Origin of the sequence: Erysipelothrix sp. HDW6A (genome assembly GCF_011400295.1) — a bacterium.
Lineage (GTDB): Bacteria > Bacillota_I > Bacilli_A > Erysipelotrichales > Erysipelotrichaceae > Erysipelothrix.
This window is the reverse complement of record NZ_CP049859.1, coordinates 1706002-1724905: the sequence shown is the minus strand read 5'-3', so window position 1 is coordinate 1724905 and position 18904 is coordinate 1706002. Positions and strand designations below refer to the sequence as shown.

Sequence of the window (18904 nt, the reverse complement as noted above, 5' to 3'; positions counted from 1 at the left end):
GTTATTTTACAATTATTCGCATAAAAGTATTATTTCTTTTGTTTCATGGAAAAAAGGGCAGTTAAATCGGATTGCTCAGGATTTCTTATTGTTGCAAAAGTACGAGAAAAAAGAAAAAAGTAGTGCCAAAATAGTAAATTGATGGTATAATGCCTTAGCTAACTGTATTAAAATAGCTGGAGGGAGAAATGAAAGAACTTTGTTATAAAAAACTCTTTAAAAAGTTAATTGACGTAGAAATGAAAAATTACGAACTTATGGAAAAAGCAATTATAAGTAAAAGCACTTTTTATAAGCTGAAAAATAACGAAAATGTAACTACCGATATACTGCTTAGGATATGCAATGTGTTGGATTGTGATATTTCTGAAATTGTGGAGTGTGTGGAAGAATGACTTTAAACAAAACAGGTAAATATACGGTGATTGATTTATTTTGCGGAGCTGGCGGTCTATCTAGAGGATTTTTTGATGCTGGATTTAATGTAGTCTTAGGCATTGACTTTGATGATAAAGCCCTCGAATCTTTCTCTCACAATCATGGAAATACAAAAGCTTTAAAATTAGATTTATTCAATTTCGAAAATATAGATATTATTTATGAAGAAGCTAAGAGAATAACTTCTAAAATTGATGTTCTAGTTGGTGGACCGCCATGCCAAGGATTTTCTTTAGCTGGAAAGCGTGAAGCTGACGATGAAAGAAATACTCTATACTTAGCAATGGTTAAAGTTGCCGAAAAATTAAAACCAAGAGTAATAGTTTTGGAGAATGTTCCTGGGATGTTAACCTTGTACAACGGAGCTGCGAAAGATCGAATATTTGAGGACTTTGAGAGGATAGGGTATAACATGAGTGTTAAAGTCCTATATGCCCCAGACTATGGAGTTCCCCAAATTAGAAAAAGAGCATTCTTCGTTGGATTGTTAGGTTCCGATGAGCCTTTTGAATTTCCATTGCCTAGCCATAGTGAAAATATGTACATATCTTGTGAAGATGCAATCGGTGATTTGCCAGCACTAGAAGGTATTTATGGGGATGAAGTACAAGACTATGAAACTAGAGCCAAGACTGATTATCAAAAAGAGATGAGAAAAAATTCTAAAAAAATCTATAATAATTTGGGGACGATTCACTCTGAGAAAACTATTAAGATGATTTCTCTTGTTCCAGAGGGGAAAAATTATAAATCTCTTCCTGAAGAATATAGAGGTATGTATAAATATAATGAAGCATTAACTAGGTATAGTAGCTCAAAACCTTCACTAACCATTAATACTGGACATAGGTCACATTTTCATTATAAACACAATAGAATACCAACGGTGCGAGAGAGTGCGAGACTACAGTCTTTCCCAGACGATTTTATTTTTTATGGAACTAAAACAGAACAATATAAGCAAGTTGGTAATGCTGTTCCACCGAAGCTTGGAAGAGCAATTGCTAACGAGGTTGAGAAGTATCTAAAGAGGTCGAATAATGAAAAAGTTTAAATTTGTTGATCTGTTTGCAGGGTGTGGGGGGCTAGAGGATGGCTTCTTACAAACAGGATATTACGAGTGTGTTTCCTCAGTTGAGTGGTTAAAGCCCCAGGTAGAAACGTTACGACATAGACTAAAAACTAAATGGAATTACGATGATGCTGATAATAAAGTATTGCATTTTGACATACAAAGAGAAGAAGAATTATTTAGTGGATGGGATGATTCTGAATTTGGTATTTCAAAAGGACTTGATTATTTAGTGAAAAAATCTGACGGTATTGACTTGATTATGGGAGGACCTCCATGCCAAGCATATTCTGTTGCGGGTAGAGTCAGAGACGAGAATGGAATGAAGGATGACTACAGAAATTATTTGTTTGAACATTATTTATCTGTTGTTGATCGATATAAACCTAAGCTTTTCATATTTGAAAATGTCCCAGGTATTCTTAGTGCAACACCTAAAGAAATTAGTATAATTGATACTATAAAAGAGGAGTTTTCTAAACATGGATATCTTATTAGTTCTGATTTAAAAAAATATGGAGTAATTAATGCTGCTGACTATGGCGTTCCACAGAATAGAAAACGTGTGATTATTTTTGGTGTACGAAAAGATTTATGTGGTGATGCAGCTATTGAAGTCGTGGATGACTTCTATAAAATAATATTGCCAAAGTACAAAACAGATAAAAGATATACAGTGGAAGATGCAATTGGTGACTTGCCTGTTATTTATCCTATATGGGATGAAAAACATAGAAAACAAAGAAAATCATATAATTTCGATGAAACTGTGAACTGGCATAAACCTAGATACCACAGTTTAAGAGATATGGAGATTTTTCAACTACTAGCAAAAGATATTGAAACAGGAAAAAACAAATATATTGAAGCTAAGGAATTGACGAAATTATATGCGAAAAAAGTTGGTTCAAATTCTCCAATTCATAGATATCATGTACTTAGAAAAAACCAACCTGGAACTACTATACTTGCTCATTTATACAAAGATGGAAATAGATTTATTCATTACGATTCTAAGCAAGCAAGGACAATTACACCTAGAGAAGCTGCAAGAATACAGTCGTTTGATGATGATTTTGAATTCCTTGGGTCTCAAGGTAATGTATATCAAATGATTGGTAACGCAGTTCCTCCAAAACTTGCATATGCTATTGGAATGGCGGTAAATGATATTTTAGATAAAATAGAAAATGAAGGGAGCTAACTATGTATCATTATTTATATACCAACGATATGAGAGTATCAAATTTAGAGGAAAAAGCAGTAGAATTTTCTAAAATGTTTCTTACGGATACAGTACCTACAGCAGAAGAAGATAAATCAATAAATAATAGTGCACAGACAATTGGTTTTTATCTTAATCTGACTAACAAAGGAAATAGTGCTTTACTTGCTGCGCAAAATGATGTTAGAGGAGTTATCTTAAACTTTATTAAGACATTTCAATTTCCTAATACTAGAACAAAAGGAAATTTTAACGATACAATAGATGATAAGATTCAAGTTGCTCCTCTCAGAGAAATTATTAAGCTCTTATTTTTATTTCAACAAATGGATAAGGATAGTGCATATTTATCTGTGGAGGAGATTTTGTCTTTTATTTTTTATAATGATGCAATTGCAAAAAGTTCTAGCCCTGATAGAGTTGCGGTAATAAAAGAAATAATAGAATTTAGAAAATCTAAGAAACTAGGAAGCAATATTGCTTCATTAACTAATAGGTCTTGGAAACACCAAGACAGACAGATAAAGGAGCTGTTAAGCATACTAAGCTGGTCTAAGTTTGTTGATTATTCTGGAGATAAAATAACCCTTATATTAGACATGCAAGATGATGATATTAAATATAAATCAGAACTATTAGATATAATAACATTTGATGAGTTTTGGGATTATGAAGATCCAGACAAAAAATTTAATGAGCTACGGACTTCTTATTTTGATTATGTTGATTCTTGGATTCCTCAACAAAAGGATTACATAAATCCAGATGATATTGAGCATCATAAGTGTAATAGCGTGATCCAGAAGCTATATTTTGGAGCTCCAGGAACTGGGAAAAGCTTTGATGTATCGAAATTAATAAAAGAATGTTATCCATCAATTGAAGAAAAGGATAACCCTTATGTTTTCAAAACTACAGTTTTTTCTGATTACTCATACTATAATTTTGTTGGAAATATAATGCCAGTATCTCGAAATGGTGAGATTGGTTATGATTTCCAACCTGGAATATTTACGCAAGCATTAGCTATGGCATTAAATTTTGCTGAGAAAGATATATTTCTAATTGTTGAAGAGATGACACGAGGTAATATTGCTAGCATTTTTGGAGACCTGTTTCAATTGTTGGATAGAGATAAATTTGGGATTAGTGAGTACTCAATTAATAATGATCTAATATCTCATTATTTTGAAAGAAAAGCTATCGATATAAATAAAATATATTTACCATCGAACCTTCATATAATTGGAACAATTAATACAAGCGATCAAAATGTTAATGTAATGGATACGGCCTTTAAGAGACGCTTTGATTTAATATATGTTGATGTAGAGCCTGTTAGAGATAGGGATTCTAATGAGCTATTAAATACTTTTGTGTTTACATTCAATGATGGTAAAGAATTTGAATGGAATAAATTATATTTAGGAATTAATGAGTTTATTATAGAAAAATTGAAGTTAAGCGAAGACAAACAATTGGGACAATTCTTTATTAAATTTGATAATTATAAGAATGACACTGAAAAATATGAATCTTTGCAAAATAAATTGTTACACTACTTATGGAGTGATGTCCAAGGGGCAGCTATGTTAGACGACTTTAGTATATTCAAAGAAGATTTCTCTTCATTTTCTAAATTATACAAAGCGTTTGGAAATAATGATAATGTATTCAGTGAAGACTTCATAGAAATTTATGACTCAACAGTATACTAGAGGTGAGCTGATGAAGTCGAAAGAAATGATAATAATTAATGATGGTCAAAGAATAGAAAGATCTTTTGCAGAAAAACATCAGATTACTGAGTATTGTGATGTAAGAAATGGAATTATGACAATTTCATTTGTGGGAACCATTATTCAAAGAGATTTATGTATAATTTCATTTCCTAAACATTATGAGGTTTCTAGTTTTAGTGACAACGATGGTGAGTGCATCAAAAAAATATTAACTTTAATCTCAATGAGTAGAATTAGTTCAGGAAGTTTCGATAATGGTGAAAAGAAGGAATTTCCAGTAAGGGCGTACTGGGAGATTGCAAATTATTACAAGAAATTCGGGCTTTACAAAGATAGTGAGAAATACAACGAACTTGGGTACGTAGGTAATGTAGATTGGAATAGAACTGTAAACACATCTAACAAACTTATTGTGAAAAATGGAATAATTTTTTCTCCGTTTGTATTGAGAAAGACGAGGAATAAAAGTGTTTTATTGAGTGAATGTATGGATTTCGCTCTTGGAGATGCAGCTAATTATTCTGAAATGATTTCTGTAATATTTAATTATAATAGAAAAGGTAACAATCGTATATTTGAAAACTTAGAATATGTTACCATTCAACTAAACAGAATTAAAGCTAATTATTTCAAGGATGCTGAGAAACGCCTGATTCATGGATTGATCGAATACATGGAATGGAAAAGTAGATTGAAGGACAATGTTCGCTTATTAACTTTAAAATTTGAGGACTATTGGGAAAAAATGGTTGAAGTTTATTTAAATGGTAATTTTGGTGGGTATACCGATGATAAAATTGAGTTTATTGAAAATAGTTCTGCTAGTTTTAAAAAGCCGAAACAATATTATGTTGAGTCCAATGCAATAAGAAAGAAAAGAGGAAGTCAAGGAAACGACTTATTCTATCGAATTGAGTTGGATCACTTATATGTTGATGATGTGGTTTATGTTTTTGATTCCAAGTATTTTAATCAAGATATTAGAGACATGAATTACAAACAAGCGTATTATCACTATCACATGAAAACATTATATCCAAATCAACAGATTGTGAATGGATTAATAATGCCAACAAATAAGAATTATTATACGAAAACACATATAGATAGAAGCGATATAGATGGCGTAAAAATTATTGAACATTATATAAATTTGCCAAGCGTCATAGATTATGTCCTGAAACATAAGAAAAATATTGATTTCAAATAACTGTACTTAGTGGAGGGATAATAAGGGATTTAAGTATTTGGCACTTAAATAGTTTAGATTTAGTTTTTGATAGGTAACTCTACTATTTTCAAAAATCTCGCTACTGTAAATTAGTATGTGGGAGAAAATGACTAATTTTGAAGTGAACCCATTATTTGGGACTTTGAATTTCTAAGATTAAATTTTAGGATTGAATTCTGTATTTTGAGGAGTCAGTCCTTTTATTTGATTGAAACTCGTTTGTTAATAATATATTCCAAATATTTTTCTCTTGTGTCAGAGCTTCTAATAAGTTTAATGCATATTCTTTTCTAATAGACTTATCCTTCTTATAACTCCAAGGAGTTTTCTATTGGCGAGTCATCTAAGTAATTCACTTTTCATGACATAGATTGACAAGCTACAAATGCTAATAGTTAATAGAAGTAATATTTATTAAGTTCAAGTCTAAGTTTGAATCAGTGTTTCTTTTATCGTATACTAAAATCAATATAATCAATTGGGGGTAAATTGCATTGAAAACAAGTAAAGAACTAATTTATGAGTACATTCAGAAAGAAACCTACACTAATAATGATTTTACTTCTGGTATAGATACAAAAAATGTAGCTCTTGCACTAAACATGCAAAGATCGAATGTAAGTGCGGTCCTTAATGAGTTAGTACAGGAAGGAAAATTAGAAAAAAGTGATTCTCGTCCGGTGCTATACAGCATTACGAAACAAACAGGTGCAAGTGCATATTATAGTACTTTTGAAAAACTCGTCGGCTTTGATGGTAGTTTAAAGAATGCAGTTCAGTTGGCCAAAGCAGCGATACTGTATCCTAAGAAAAGTTTAAACGTACTACTGATGTCTCAACGTGGAACGGGGACATCCTATTTTGCACGGCTAATGTACGAGTTTGCTATTGAGAGAGGAATTCTTCAAAGCAATGCCCCATTTATTAGAATTAACTGTAAGCATTTTATTAAAACACCAGAATTATTAACTGACGAAATATTTGGCTATAACGATGACTTATCCAAGAGCTCCTTTGCTAAAGCTCAAAATGGTGTTCTGTTTATTGATAACTTTGACATTTTAGATGGCAAGCAACAAAGTCGATTATTCGAGTTCATTGATACTGGGAGAGTAAGTAACTCAGATTTAAGTGAAGTCCAAGTATTTGATGATATTGTTCTTATTATTGCAAGTCCAACCTTAACAGGAAACGATATCAATCAAAAAATCCCAATGACTATAGAACTTCCGAATCTTTCTGAGAGAAGTATAGAAGAACGCTTTGAACTGGTAAATCACTTCTTTACAATTGAAGCTACGAACTCAGATCGAAATATTATTGTGGAAAGAGATATCGTGTGTGCCCTAATTGCTCATGAGTTTGAATACAATATAAAAGAGATGGAGATTGAAATCATCTCTGCCTGTGCCAATGCTTATGTTCGTGTTGTGAATGAACAAGATGAAGATGTGTATGTTTACCTGTCAGATTTCAAACAAGAAATACGTAAGAGTCTACTTATAGCAAGAGGCGAATCATTAGAGATTAATCAGTTAATAGGTGATGAACCTTCATTAAGTTATGATAAAAAGGTTGGCTTACTTCTAAATAATCATCGAAAAGATGACATGTATGCTGAGATACGTAAGCAATATGATGAACTATCTAATCGAGGAATCAACACAGAGAGTATTGAAGATATAATCAATGAACACGTATCTAATTTATCAAGACAATATCGTTACTACTTGCAATCAGATGATAAAAACCAAGTAGACCAGTTGTCTAAAATAGTAGACAGTCGAGTAATTTCAAAGGTATCTGCATTCATTGATCTATGTAGTCAAGAACTAAAACGTACATTTAAATCCAATGTCTTCTACGGCTTATGTCTGCATATTAACTCCTTACTATCTACTGATACGAAGATGAAGCGAGTCGATGATACACGTATTGTTGATATCATTCAAAACTATCCAAAGGAATATGCACTAAGTATTCAATTTGCTGAGAAGTTAAAGCGATCTCTAGATATTGACTTACCTATTGAGGAAGTGGTTCTCATTACGATGTTTATTATTGAAAATGATGAGGATAAGAGCGAAGGGAATCCTGTGTTACTCTATATTATGCACGGTTCAAGTACCGCTTCATCATTAAAAGAAGTAACGAATGCACTAACTCATTCCAACAACGCTCATAGTTATGATTTGGAACTATCAACTGATACTAGTGAAGCACTCGAAGATATTCGAAACCTAATCTTAAAAATAGATGAAGGACAAGGCGTACTTGTTCTCTATGATATGGGTTCAATAAAAACCATGTTGGATACGTTAAGTGAAGAATTGCCAATAAAGATTCGTACAATCAACATTCCAATTACACTAATGGGTATAGACATTGCTCGAAGATGTTCTATGGAGACTGATATCGACTATGTTCTCCATATGACGAACCTAAGTTTTAGTAAGTATGCTAAGAATGAAGAACGCCAGAATGAAGTTATTATTACGCTTTGTCATACGGGAGAGGGTGGAGCTCTTCAATTGAAAGATTATATAGATAACTCATCACTACTTGATATGAAAACAATTCCACTTGCAATTAGTAATAGAGAAGAACTAATACTAAGAGTTACAGAAATACGTAAGGTCTATAAAATACATGCATTTGTAGGAACCTATGATCCTAAGCTATTTGGAATTCCATTTATATCGATTTCTAAAATCTTTGAGACTAGAAAAGAATTCTTAGATCGTATCTTGATGTTCCAACCTGTAAACTCAACCAATTTTGATTATGAGCAAATCTATGAACATCTGGAAGAACAGCTGCGTTATGTCTCTGTTCCTAAGTTGAAAACAACTTTACCAGAGATTGTTGATCAATTAAGTATTCTATACCCACTTACTGAAGATCAGCGTTTGGGCTTATTTATTCATCTAGCGAGCTTATTAGAAAGACTGCTAGAAGGTATACATCCTCACATTAATAAAGACCGAGATAAGATAATTAATATGTTTGAGGAAGATTACGAAGTAATTAGTCGTCATATGAGAGACTTAGAAAAACGATTTAAGGTAATGATTGATGATAATGAAATCGCAACAATTATCATGATGTTGAAGAAAATATAGAAAACCCGATAGAGTGTGGGGCTGGTTGATTCCAGTTCCCATAACTCACATCGGGTTTTTTTTATTGTTCATTATTCTTGTCTATTGCTTTTTGAATGTCATAAAGTGTGTCAGACATTCTCCCAAGATATACACCTTCACTGAACATTCTAAAGAATCTATTTTGTTTCTTGTTCTCAAAGCTTTGGATGATTTGTTCAAATTCTATGGTTAACCCTTTAGGGTCTTTGCTAGTTGTATAAGAAATCTGAATGGTGTCCGAAGCAGAACGGATTGTTACTGCATAATTTGTTCCACGTTTATAGTATGTGACAAGTACATCAGCGCTCCCAAACTGTTTGTCGCCCACTTTTTTAAAACGAAGACCTTTAACGATATTATCAGCAGTGATTGTTTTTCCTGTAGACTCTTTGTATTCTTCTATAAGCTGTTTCTCTAAGAAGTTATAGAAGTCATCAGAATCTATTTTTAAGGTTCTTATTAGTTTCATATTCGTATTATAGCATAGAATATTTCAAATAAAAGGATTCGAGGTTTCTCAAAAACAGGAAATTATTCATCAAAAATATACATTAAACAAACGAAGTATACACTAGCTTGATAAAAAGCGAAATGATTATACACTAATTCAAACAACAAGAACTTTCACTAATAATAGGTGATTTTTATCGGTTTTTGAGTATAAACTAAGAAAACACTGTATATTATGTGAATTTCGGACTTTTTTGTCTCCTTGACTGTATGGTGTTTTATACACTAAGATGTGGGTGTTCAAGTTGACATGAAGGAGGTAAACCGATGAGTGATAACAACCAACTCGAATTAGCGTCAATGACAATTATTGCTAATTCAGGGGATTCTCGCTCATTTGCATTTCAAGCTTTGGAAGAAGCTAAGCAAGGAAATTTCGAAGAAGCAGATCGCTTAATGAAAGAATCCGCCAAGTCTGGAAATCTTGCCCACAAAGCACAGACAGATTTATTAATTGCGGAAGCAAATGGGGAAAAAGTTGAAATTAATGTACTTCTCATTCATTCTCAGGATCACTTAATGACAAGTATGTTAGCAAGTGAACTGATCAGAGAAATGATAGAAATGTACAAAGATAAAGAAAGAAGCAGAAAGGAGTAAATTATGAATATATTATTAGTATGTGCTGGTGGAATGTCAACGAGTATTTTAATGAAGAAGATGGAAACTTATTGGAAGGAACATGGTCAAGAATTAAATATTAAGGCTGTGGGACTTAGTGAGTACCAAGATGTATATCAAGACTTTGATATTGTTATGATGGGACCTCAAGTATCTTATCGTTTAAAAGAAGTTAAAGAGAATACTGGTTTACCTACAGAAGCAATTCAATCATTTGATTATGCTGTTGCTAACTGCGATAACATTATGAAACTCGCAAATAAACTATACGCTCAAAAATAGAGGAGAAAGAATAAATGGAGAATTTGTTTAATAGTCCAATGATGGCAAAGTTGCAAGATTTTGGACAAAAACTTGGTAGTAATAAATTCTTAGCTGCACTTCAATCAGCAATGATGGGAGTTATGGCGGCTATAATGGTTGGGGCTATTTCCCAAATCGTTTGTTCAGTAGGTAGTGAACAAATGCTAGGATTATTCAAGACTGGTGATGCAGTTTATAATCTGATTTATTTACCTTATCAATATACAATGAATTTATTGTCATTATGGGTAGTTGCATTGTTTGCATATAACTATGCAAAGAACTTAAAAATGAAATCACCTATTATGAACGCAGTTGATGCATTAATCTGTTTCCTAATTGTAGCTGGTGGTCTTACAGTTGTCGAAAACCCTGCTGCATTAGGTGGAATGAGTACAGCAATCATGATGGATTACTTAGGAGCAACAGGTATGTTCGTTGGATTCATCGTTGTATTCTTCTCAGTTAGATTAGAGAAATTCTGTGTGGATCATAATATCCGTATTAAAATGCCAGATGTTGTGCCTCAATTCTTACAAGACAGTTTCTCAGCAATCTTACCATTGTTCATTAGTTTGGTAATCATCCTTGGTGTATCTGTAGCAGTGTCAACAACTACAGGTGGTCAGTATACAATACCTTCAGGATTTATGGCATTGTTAAGTGCACCTCTTAGTGCATTAACATCCGTACCTGGTATGTTCTTAATTGGTATCTTTGCAACACTCTTATGGTGCTTTGGTATTCACGGTACAATGATCGTTGTTCCAATTATCATGCCTTTATCAATCCAAGCAGCAGTAGCTAATGCTACAGCATACGCAGCAGGTGGAATCGATGCATTACAATTCTATCCTGTAGCACTCTTTAGTGCACTTGCAATGGTTGGTGGTACAGGTAACACATTACCATTAGCAATCTTTGGATTACGTTCTAAATCAAAACAAATTAGTGCAGTTGCTAAGATCTCACTAATCCCTGGTTGGTTTGGAATTAACGAACCACTAACATTCGGTATGCCTATAATGTATAACCCTATCTTATGTATTCCTTACGTATTAAACGTTCCAGTCATTATGATTCTAACGTGGATGGGTTACAAGTTCGGTCTATTAATTCCTGCATTTATTCCAATCTCGGCACTGTTACCAATGGGATTTGGTCGATACTTAGGATCACTAAGTTGGGTAAACTTTATCTGGGATTATATTATGATAATTCCTGCAGCATTAATCTACTTACCATTCTTTAAAGTTTACGAAAAACAACTTATTAAACAAGAAGCTGAAGCAGAAGCGCTAGAAGCACAAGAAGCAGTTTAAAAATTTATGGCGCCAGTATACGGCGCCATTTTTAGAAAAGAGGGCAAATATGAGTTTTCCAGAAAATTTTTTATGGGGTGCTAGTTCATCCAGCGCACAAATTGAAGGTGGTTTTGATAAAGACGGTCGTGGATTATCAATTTGGGATGTAAAGAAACCTAATCCAGGAACATGTTCTTTCCATTATGCATCTGATTTCTATAGTCATTACAAGGAAGACATCGCTATGATGGCAGAAATGGGATTTAAAGCATATCGTATGTCATTATCATGGAGTAGAATCCTTCCTACTGGTGAAGGTGAAGTTAATCCAAAGGGAATTGAATTCTACAAAAATGTATTTGCAGAATGTCATAAATACGGAATCGAACCAATCGTTACGATTTTCCACTTTGACTTACCACTTGATTTACAAAACAAGTATGGGGGTTGGGGAAATCGAAAGATGATCGATGCGTATCTAAATTATTGTAAGGTAGTATTTGAGAACTTTAAAGATGATGTGAAGTACTGGTTAACATATAATGAGCAAAATATGCTAATTTTCTTTGGAGCTTTCGATATGATCGGTGGTTCAGGAAAATTCAACACGGGTACAGAGCTTTACAATCAAGCACACATCCAATTAGTAGCACAGGCAAAGGCAATTATTATGTGTCATGAAATGTGTCCAGATGCATTAATCGGACCTGCACCAAACATTACAACGTCATATCCTGCAACAGCAAATCCAGAGGACTATATTGCTGCATTAAATATGGATGATTTAAGAAATAACTTCTATCTTGATTCATTAATTTTTGGTAGATACCCTGCAAGTGTATGGAAGTACTTTGAACAAAATAATATCGTTATTGATGTACAAGAAGGTGACTTTGAGGTTATGAAAGCATGTAAACCTGACTACATTGGGTTTAATTGCTATGGTAATGATACTACTGAATATCTTGAGTATTATGAACTAGATTTAAGTGATCTTAAAGATGCAGATAACCGTGATATTAGTTACTTAATGAAATTAATGGATAAACCTGGTGTTGGTAAGGCTGTTAAGAATCCTTTCCTTCCAAAAAACTCAGTTGATGGCAATACTTATGATCCATACTGTATACGAATCACTGCAAGACGCTTAACCGACCGATACAACTTACCATTGATTATTACAGAGAATGGGTATGGTCGACCAGATACACTAGAAGAAGACGGTAAAGTACATGATCAATATCGTATTGAACATCTAAGAGAAACAATCAAACACATGAAATTTGGAATTGAAGAAGGTGCAAATATTATTGGCTATTGCCCATGGAGTGCTTTAGACCTTGTATCAACACGTGAAGGAATAAATAAACGTTATGGATTCATTTATGTTGATAGAAATGATGACGATGAAGTAGCAAAAAATTCACCTATGAATCGTTATCCTAAAGATAGTTATTATTGGTACAAAGAAGTCATTGCAAGTAATGGTGAAAAACTAGACTAGAAAAGGAGAAATTATGTTTCCAAAAGATTTTTTATGGGGAGGAGCTACTGCTGCTAACCAATATGAAGGTGGATATTTATCGGGTGGTAAAGGATTGAGTACATCAGATGTAATTGTAAGTGGATCACATACAAGACCTAGAGAAATTACTTGGATTAATCCTAAGACACAAGAAACTGGGAGAACAGGTATTGGATTTGCTTCAGCAATGTCATTTCCTGTAGGTGCAATTCCTGCTGTATTAGAAGATGAGTACTATCCAAGTCACGTTGCTACTGACTTCTATAATCACTATGTAGAAGACATTGCTTTGATGGCAGAAATGGGATTCAAAACATTTAGAATGAGTATGAACTGGGCAAGAATATTCCCTAATGGGGATGATTCTACTCCAAACGAAGAAGGACTAGAATTCTACGATGCAGTCTTTGATGAATGTATCAAATACGGCATCGAACCACTTGTGACATTGTCACATTACGAAACTCCACTAGCTCTAGCAATTAACTATGGTGGATGGGCAAATCGTAAAGTTATCGACTTCTTTGAAACATACAGTTCAACCGTATTTAAACGATACAAAGGTAAAGTAAAATATTGGCTAACATTTAACGAAATTAATATGATGGAATTTGCAGGATTTATGGCTGGTGGTTTAATGGTAGATACACCTCAAACTAAAGCACAAGCTGCCCACAATCAGTTCGTAGCAAGCGCAAAAGCAATCCGTACTGCTCGAAAGATAGATCCAACAATCCAAGTAGGTATGATGTTAGGCTATCAACCGACATATGCTTATACAGCTGATCCTAAAGATCAATTGTTAATACTTGAAAAATCGCAAACAGGTTTATTCTATGCAGATGTTCAAATGCTTGGAGAGTATCCAAAACACCGTCTATTAAAATACAAACGTGAAGGAATTGTTCTTGAAGATACAGAAGAAGATTATCAATTATTGAAAGAATTCACACACGATTTTATGAGCTTCTCATGCTACGGTTCAAGTACTTATACAGTACATACCGAGAATCTTGAAGCAAGTGGTGGGAACTTCATCATGGGCATCAAGAATCCTTATTTAGAAACAAATGCTTGGGGATGGTCTATTGATCCTGCATGTCTTCGAATCTCATTAAATACACTCTATAACCGTTATCACAAGCCACTTTGGATTGTAGAAAATGGAATTGGATGGGACGATGAGCTTACTGAAGATAATAAAGTACATGATGACTATCGAATTAACTACCTAAAACTTAACTTCAAATCCATGGAAGAAGCAATCAATCTTGATGGTATTCCATTGATAGGTTATACAATGTGGGGGTGTATTGACTTAATATCTGCAGGTACTGGTGAAATGAAGAAACGTTATGGATTTGTATACGTTGATAGAAATGATGACGGAGAAGGAAGTTTAAACCGCTATCCAAAAGACAGTTTCTACTGGTATAAGAAAGTTATTGAAACACAAGGAAAGGACTTAGACTAAAGGTGAATTATGTTTCCTAAAAATTTTTATTGGGGTGGTGCAACTGCCGCTAATCAATGTGAAGGTGCTTGGAATGTAAATGGAAAAGGGATGACTGATAGTGACATCACAACAGCAGGAAGTTTTGATACTTTGCGTGCTAAAACGTATCAGTTGGAGAATGGTGATGTTATTGAAGTTCCAATGTTCCAATCAAAACCTGAAAATGCTAAAGGTTACGTAAAAAGTGATCGTTATTATCCAAGTCACAATGCAGTAGATTTCTATAACCGTTATAAGGAAGATATCGCTTTATTTGCGGAGATGGGATTTACAATGTACAGAATGTCGATTGCTTGGTCACGAATCTTCCCTAAGGGTATTGAGGAAGAACCAAATAAAGAAGGTCTTGAATTCTATCGAAATGTATTCTTAGAGTTGAAGAAATACAATATTGAGCCTCTAGTGACTTTATGGCATTTTGATACTCCGATATATTTAGAAGAAGAGCTCGGAGGCTGGTCTAACCGTGAAGTAATCAAACATTTCGATCGCTATGCTAAGACTGTTTTTGAAGAGTATAAGGGACTTGTAAAATATTGGTTAACCTTTAATGAAATCAACAATCAGTTAATGTTTGTGGAATTTGCAAAAGATATGCCAAAAGAAATAATCAGCAAAAGATTCCAAGAACTTCATAATCAATTTGTTGCAAGTAGTCATGCTGTAAAACTGGCACATGAGATTAGTGAAGACTATAAAGTTGGTTGTATGATAAATGGTATTACACCGTATCCACTAACACCGAATCCTGATGATGTTCTTGCAGCACAAAAATCATTCCAAAGAAATATTTATTACTGTGGTGATGTACAGGTAAGAGGTCATTATCCTGCGTTCGCACAGAGACTATGGGATCAATTCGGTGTTGAACTCGACTTTACAGAACAAGATACAATTGATTTAAAAGAAGGTACAGTTGAATACTTCAGCTTCTCATACTATATGACAATGTGTGTTACAGCGAAAGAAGATGTAGAAAAAGCAAGTGGTAACTTCTCATTTGGTGCAGTGAACCCACACCTAGAATATAGCGAATGGGGATGGGCAATTGACCCAACAGGACTTCGTTATTTCTTGAATGAAGTATACGGAAGATATGAAGTTCCATTAATGGTTGTGGAAAACGGACTCGGTCAAGATGATGTTCTTGAAGAAGATGGATCAGTTCACGATGAATACCGTATCGATTATTTCCGAGAACATATTAAGGCAATGGATGAAGCTATTCAAGACGGAGTTGATTTGATTGCATATACTTCATGGGGTTGTATCGACATTATTTCTGCGGGTACAGGCGAAATGAAGAAACGTTATGGTTTCATTTACGTTGACTTAGATAATGAAGGAAATGGAACAATGGATCGTTATAGAAAAGATTCATTCTATTGGTACAAAAAAGTAATTGAATCAAATGGTCAAGATTTAGATTCATTATGAAAATTCTCTTAGTCTGTGCTGGAGGAGCTTCAACAGGACTCCTCCTTAAAAAAATGGAAAAACACTGGGATAGCATTGGTGTTGAACTGAGTATTAAAGCGTGTGGATTGGGTTCCTATCAATATCATGCTGAGAACTACGATATAATATTAATGGGACCTCAGGTCGCTTATCGAATTAAAGAAGTCAGAGAGAACACCTCTATACCAGTCAGCCCAATTGCAACCCTAGACTATGGTTTGCAAAACTGTGAAAATATCTATAAATTGGCACAAGAGATGTACAACGACAAGGAGAAGAATTAAATGAAAGTAATCGTAACAAAGAATTATGAATCAATGAGTAGGGTGTCAGCACAAATCGTTCTTACAAAAATGTTGTCTGAATACCGTGTGAATATGTCCCTAACTGCAGGCAACACTCCAAAAAGAATGTATGAGATTCTCGCAAATGAATTGAAAGATATTCATACAGACCTTAAGGCACATTTTTACAATTTCGATGAGATTGGAATTAAGAATGAGGCAATGGGTGTTACAATGCAAGAACTATCAAAGTCGTTCTATGTACCTTGCGGCATTGATAAAGAATTCATTCATGAAATGACAGCTGATAATTATCAAAACATTGCAAAAGACCTAAGCAATACAGGTGGTATTGATTTGATAGTTATCGGAATTGGTGAAGATGGTCATTTCTGTGCAAATATGCCACAATACACAAAATTTGAAAATGATATTTATACGATAGAATTTGATGAAAATAGTGTGGAATATAAAATGATGAAGGAACACATGGGTATTGAACCTACAGGTAAAGGTGTAACATTTGGTCCTAAGACAGTACTCAATGCGAAGCAAATTTTACTGTTCGCAAATGGTAAACACAAAGCTGAAATTCTAAAGAAAGCCTTGGAAGGTCCGGTTACATCAACTGTTCCTGCATCAATACTAAAACTACATCCAAATTTAACGGTAGTCCTAGATGAAGATGCTGCGTCTTTGTTAACACGATAAATATAATTAGTAAAGAGCACCTTGTTACTTAAACGGCAAGGTGTTCTTTTATATTAAAATCTTATATATTGATGTAACTATTCGAATAATATGATAAATTAGTATTATAGGAAAATATAGGTGGATGATATGAAAAATAATGACGAATTAGATTCACAAGTAGTGGTAGAAATTGAAGAAGACGATCAAAATTTACCAGCCATAGCGGATGATAGTTATGATTTAGGGGAAAACCCATTAATAGGAGTAATAGAAAAAGCAATTACTTTACCAGGGGTAAAAGTTAATCGAACTACATTCTTGATGGAAGCATATAATCTTAGTGCTATTGAAGCTGATGGGGTTGATTTTTTTCAAGACCTAAGTATTGAAACCATGGACAAGGTAGCCTCATCAATTATTGCAAAGAATGTTACAGCTTCAAGCTCTGCTGCATTTCTTTTAGGCTTGCCCGGAGGCTTTGCAATGGCTGCATCAATACCAGCAGACGTTATGCAAAACTTTGCGTTTAGCTTAAGACTTGCACAGCAAATTGCATATACATATGGATTCTCTGATCTATTTGAAAGTGATGAGTTAAGTGAAACCAGTAGGAACACATTAATCCTATTCCTAGGGATAATGTTTATGGCTACTGGTAGTGGAACTGTTCTAAGGGCAATCTCACCAAACGTTGGTAAGTATGCAGCTAAGCAGATTCTTTCTAAACCACTTACCAAGACAGTGTGGTATCCTACACTTAAACAAATTACAAAAGTTGTTTCTTCTAAGACACTTACTAAATCTTCATTATCTGGATTTGCTACCAAAGCTATTCCAATAGTTGGGGGAGTTGCCTCAGCAGGTATCAATACCGCTACAATGGTTCCCATGGCAAATAGATTGAAGAACGAACTTCGTAAATATCATTTACCTGAAGAAGAAATTGTTGAGCTTATTGAAGAAGACAGAGCTTCATTTGGAGAAAAAGCTAGCGACTTCATTTCAGATGTAGCTGCCGGTACAGTGAAAGCTGCGGAAAGCACTCGTAATATGGGTAAGAAGATGGGTAAGTTTATGAAAGATATTGAAACTAAAACTCGGATGAAAATTGAGAAGGATAAGAAATAAACGAAACAAAGGACCCTATTGTGGGTCCTTTAACATGTCTCGTATCACTTCTCTAAGTTCAGAAGGTTCTACCGAAGGAGAAAAACGATGAACTACGTTTCCATTCCTATCAATTAGAAACTTAGTAAAATTCCAATTGATTGCATCTTTCTCTTTACGATGTTTAAAGTTTGCTAGTTTCAGAGCAAAGTCTTTTGCATGAGTTCCTTCATCCTTTGGTTGTTGTTTTCTAAGATAACGATAGAGTGGTGTCGCATCATCTCCATTAACATCAATCTTTTTATAGCGTGAGAAACTCGTATTATAGTTCAAGGAACAAAATTCATTAATACCTTCATCGTCTTCTGGAGCTTGATTCATAAATTGGTTGCTTGGGAAATCGAGTATCTCAAAGTCCTGACCTTTAAACTCTTGATATAAACTTTCGAGTCCTTCGTACTGTCCTGTAAATCCGCATCGTGTCGCTGTATTCACAATTAAGAGAACTTTATTCTTGTAGTTTACAAGAGATTCTTCAGTTCCATCTTGTCGTGTTATTGAATAATCATAAATAGTATTCATATGATTCACCTCTAACTCAATCATAATCTCAAATATGGATGCAATCAATTTCTTTGCCCACTACTTAAGTAAAAACGTAATCCAAAGTGACCTCACAGACCATTATCTTAATACACTCTTAATACCTAGAGTGATATAATGAATTCAACT

Annotated in this window: 17 protein-coding genes; 15 read left to right on the top strand and 2 right to left on the bottom strand. The window is 33.9% G+C overall.

Annotated elements, in window-relative coordinates:
* Positions 1 to 188 precede the first annotated feature (188 nt).
* The 6 genes from G7059_RS08840 to G7059_RS08815 all read left to right on the top strand — a co-directional run bounded on the left by G7059_RS08840 (position 189) and on the right by G7059_RS08815 (position 8830).
* Positions 189 to 395, top strand: a complete 207-nt coding sequence (locus G7059_RS08840) for a helix-turn-helix transcriptional regulator (RefSeq protein WP_166081730.1) — start codon at positions 189 to 191, stop codon at positions 393 to 395.
* The gene (locus G7059_RS08835; protein ID WP_166081729.1) at positions 392 to 1492 is read left to right on the top strand and encodes a DNA cytosine methyltransferase; all 1101 of its coding nucleotides are present in this window, start codon (positions 392 to 394) and stop codon (positions 1490 to 1492) included. Before G7059_RS08840 ends, G7059_RS08835 begins: the two co-directional genes overlap by 4 nt.
* On the top strand, positions 1479 to 2714 hold the full coding sequence (locus G7059_RS08830; RefSeq protein WP_166081727.1) for a DNA cytosine methyltransferase: 1236 nt from the start codon (positions 1479 to 1481) through the stop codon (positions 2712 to 2714). Before G7059_RS08835 ends, G7059_RS08830 begins: the two co-directional genes overlap by 14 nt.
* Before the next feature lie 2 nt (positions 2715 to 2716).
* Complete coding sequence (locus tag G7059_RS08825; protein WP_166081726.1) at positions 2717 to 4453, top strand: AAA family ATPase; 1737 nt, start codon at positions 2717 to 2719, stop codon at positions 4451 to 4453.
* 10 nt (positions 4454 to 4463) lie between these two features.
* Positions 4464 to 5687 carry an LlaJI family restriction endonuclease gene (locus G7059_RS08820; RefSeq protein ID WP_166081725.1) on the top strand — a complete coding sequence of 408 codons (1224 nt, stop codon included), beginning with the start codon at positions 4464 to 4466 and terminating at the stop codon, positions 5685 to 5687.
* A gap of 515 nt (positions 5688 to 6202) precedes the next feature.
* Positions 6203 to 8830 carry a PRD domain-containing protein gene (locus G7059_RS08815; RefSeq protein ID WP_166081724.1) on the top strand — a complete coding sequence of 876 codons (2628 nt, stop codon included), beginning with the start codon at positions 6203 to 6205 and terminating at the stop codon, positions 8828 to 8830.
* A 61-nt stretch (positions 8831 to 8891) separates the two neighbouring features.
* On the opposite strand, the gene G7059_RS08810 is transcribed toward G7059_RS08815, so the two are convergent.
* Positions 8892 to 9320 carry a DUF3284 domain-containing protein gene (locus G7059_RS08810; protein ID WP_166081723.1) on the bottom strand — a complete coding sequence of 143 codons (429 nt, stop codon included), beginning with the start codon at positions 9318 to 9320 and terminating at the stop codon, positions 8892 to 8894.
* Positions 9321 to 9628: 308 nt separating this feature from the next.
* Between G7059_RS08810 and G7059_RS08805 the strand changes: the two genes are divergently transcribed.
* The 9 genes from G7059_RS08805 to G7059_RS08765 all read left to right on the top strand — a co-directional run bounded on the left by G7059_RS08805 (position 9629) and on the right by G7059_RS08765 (position 18193).
* Entirely contained in the window at positions 9629 to 9961 is a 333-nt protein-coding gene (locus tag G7059_RS08805; protein ID WP_166081722.1) for a PTS lactose/cellobiose transporter subunit IIA, read from the top strand.
* Positions 9962 to 9964: 3 nt separating this feature from the next.
* Entirely contained in the window at positions 9965 to 10264 is a 300-nt protein-coding gene (locus tag G7059_RS08800; protein ID WP_166081721.1) for a PTS sugar transporter subunit IIB, read from the top strand.
* A gap of 14 nt (positions 10265 to 10278) precedes the next feature.
* On the top strand, positions 10279 to 11607 hold the full coding sequence (locus tag G7059_RS08795; RefSeq protein WP_166081720.1) for a PTS sugar transporter subunit IIC: 1329 nt from the start codon (positions 10279 to 10281) through the stop codon (positions 11605 to 11607).
* 49 nt (positions 11608 to 11656) lie between these two features.
* Positions 11657 to 13093 (top strand): glycoside hydrolase family 1 protein, encoded by a 1437-nt coding sequence (locus G7059_RS08790; protein ID WP_166081719.1) that lies wholly within the window; start codon positions 11657 to 11659, stop codon positions 13091 to 13093.
* A 13-nt stretch (positions 13094 to 13106) separates the two neighbouring features.
* On the top strand, positions 13107 to 14588 hold the full coding sequence (locus tag G7059_RS08785; protein ID WP_205700204.1) for a family 1 glycosylhydrolase: 1482 nt from the start codon (positions 13107 to 13109) through the stop codon (positions 14586 to 14588).
* 6 nt (positions 14589 to 14594) lie between these two features.
* Positions 14595 to 16067 carry a glycoside hydrolase family 1 protein gene (locus G7059_RS08780; RefSeq protein ID WP_305038674.1) on the top strand — a complete coding sequence of 491 codons (1473 nt, stop codon included), beginning with the start codon at positions 14595 to 14597 and terminating at the stop codon, positions 16065 to 16067.
* Positions 16064 to 16372 carry a PTS sugar transporter subunit IIB gene (locus tag G7059_RS08775; protein WP_166081716.1) on the top strand — a complete coding sequence of 103 codons (309 nt, stop codon included), beginning with the start codon at positions 16064 to 16066 and terminating at the stop codon, positions 16370 to 16372. Before G7059_RS08780 ends, G7059_RS08775 begins: the two co-directional genes overlap by 4 nt.
* A complete protein-coding gene (locus G7059_RS08770) occupies positions 16373 to 17083 on the top strand; it encodes a glucosamine-6-phosphate deaminase (RefSeq protein WP_166081715.1) in 711 nt (236 codons plus the stop codon).
* A 129-nt stretch (positions 17084 to 17212) separates the two neighbouring features.
* Positions 17213 to 18193, top strand: coding sequence for an EcsC family protein (locus G7059_RS08765; protein ID WP_166081714.1), 981 nt, complete (start codon positions 17213 to 17215; stop codon positions 18191 to 18193).
* A 15-nt stretch (positions 18194 to 18208) separates the two neighbouring features.
* Here G7059_RS08765 and G7059_RS08760 read toward each other — a convergent pair whose 3' ends face one another.
* Positions 18209 to 18754, bottom strand: coding sequence for a glutathione peroxidase (locus G7059_RS08760; RefSeq protein ID WP_166081713.1), 546 nt, complete (start codon positions 18752 to 18754; stop codon positions 18209 to 18211).
* Between the last annotated feature and the right edge of the window lie 150 nt (positions 18755 to 18904).